Here is a 1,725-nt window from a genome sequence, read left to right on the forward strand (position 1 = left end):
CGCGATGACGGTTCAAGGTCCGTGTGCGGTATCGGGCCAGGTACGGGGGGCTCGCAGGGAAGATGGCGCGTTACGTCTGTCTCAAGCACGCGGCAAGTGCTGCCGCGTCCAGCGCACGATGTCAGCCGCGCCCATGGCGCCGGCCTGGCGCGCCACCTCGCGCCCGCCGACAAACAGGGCCAGCGTGGGAATGCTGCGAATGTTGAAACGTGCGCCCAGGTTTTGCTCGGCCTCGGTGTCCACCTTGGCCAGCCGCACTGCCGGCTCAAGCTGGGCTGCGGCCTGCTCAAACGCGGGCGCCATCTGGCGGCAGGGGCCGCACCAGGGTGCCCAGAAATCGACCAGCACCGGAATCTGGTTGCGCTCGATGTGGCGCGCAAAGCTGGCTTCGCCGAGCATCACCGGATGCGTGGTAAACAGCGGTTTGTGGCAGCTGCCGCAATCTGGCGCGCTGCCCAAATTGGCGCGGCTGACGCGGTTGGTGGTGTGGCAATGGGGGCAAACAATGTGCAGCAAATCGGTCATGTCGAAATCCTTTCGAACCCTGTAAATGGTCGCATCTGGCAAGAATTCAAGCGCAATACTCAAACGAATTTGGCAATGGCCGCCGCCACCATGCTCAAAATAATGGTGGTGGTGAGCGGAATGAAAAATTCCCTGCCAAAAACCTTGAAGCGGAAATCACCCGGCAATTTTCCAAAGCCCAGGCGCTGCAGCCAAGGCGTCAGGCCGTTGAGCAGCACCAGGGCCAGAAAAATAACAATAAGCCAACGGAACATGTTTTGATCCCTTGATTAATGGGGTATCAGAGGGTGTGCGTTTTGTCGCCATGCGCAAAACCCAGCGCCTGCCAGGGCTCGCCTTGGTAGAAGCCGATCACCTTGAAGAGCTCGCCCATTTCGTGCTCCATGATCAGTTTTTGCGCCATCACGCGGGTCGGCAGGTCGGCGCTTTCCATCTGCTGCAGCAAGCCGCAGTTGATCAGGAACCGGCCCTGGTTGCAGTAGCCCAGCACGCCCAGACCGACCTCATTGCCCGCCAGTGCGACGGCGGTAAAGTTGACGTGGGCGGTGATGTCTTTCTGGCCGACACGCGTCAGTGGGTCGGTGTCCATCTGGTGCGCCTGGTGGCACATCACCGTGCCCATGTGGCGTTGCGGATGGTAGTACTCGGCCTCGGGAAAACCGTAATCGATCAGAAACACCGCGCCGCGCGCGAGCTTTTGGCCCAGGGTGCGCACAAAGGCTTCGCCTTGCGGGTGGATTTCGGTCAGGTAGTCGTGCGCGCCTTCAACCGCCAGTGGCGGGCGCAGACCGGTGAGCCGGTCCGACCACCTGAAAGTGGGCGTGCCATCGCTGTCGGGCGCACCCAATGTCACGCCGCGTTCATGCCAAACGCCGTTCACTCGCGCCAGCAATTTGACCGGCATGGCGTCGAGCACCTCATTGCCCAGAACCACGCCTTGCAGGTTGTCGGGCAGGGCATCGACCCAGCGCACCTGCCCGGCAAAGGCGGCCAGCGTGGCTTGCTGGCGCGCGCGCAGGCTGCTGGAAATATCGACGATGGTGTAGCGCGGCAAGGGCTTGCCCTGGGCTTGCAGTGCCTGCAGAATCTGCAGCGCCAGTGCCCCCGAGCCGGCGCCAAATTCCCAAACCTCGTGCGTGCCCGTCACTTCCAGCGCCTGCGCCACCTGCAGCGCCAGCGTCCAGCCGAACAACGGCGTGA

General features: G+C 62.6%; 3 protein-coding genes. All 3 read right to left on the reverse strand.

Features of this window, described 5'->3' with window-relative positions; translation table 11 throughout:
* Window positions 1-81: 81 nt before the first annotated feature.
* The gene (trxC, locus tag IBX54_RS14930) at window positions 82-525 is read right to left on the reverse strand and encodes a thioredoxin TrxC (protein WP_296543437.1); all 444 of its coding nucleotides are present in this window, start codon (window positions 523-525) and stop codon (window positions 82-84) included.
* A gap of 59 nt (window positions 526-584) precedes the next feature.
* Window positions 585-779, reverse strand: a complete 195-nt coding sequence (locus tag IBX54_RS14935) for a DUF2905 domain-containing protein (RefSeq protein WP_296543438.1) — start codon at window positions 777-779, stop codon at window positions 585-587.
* A gap of 26 nt (window positions 780-805) precedes the next feature.
* Window positions 806-1,725 (reverse strand): SAM-dependent methyltransferase (locus IBX54_RS14940; RefSeq protein ID WP_296543439.1); only part of this gene is annotated, 920 nt, incomplete at its 5' end.

Origin of the sequence: Rhodoferax sp. (genome assembly GCF_014859475.1) — a bacterium.
GTDB lineage: Bacteria > Pseudomonadota > Gammaproteobacteria > Burkholderiales > Burkholderiaceae_C > Rhodoferax.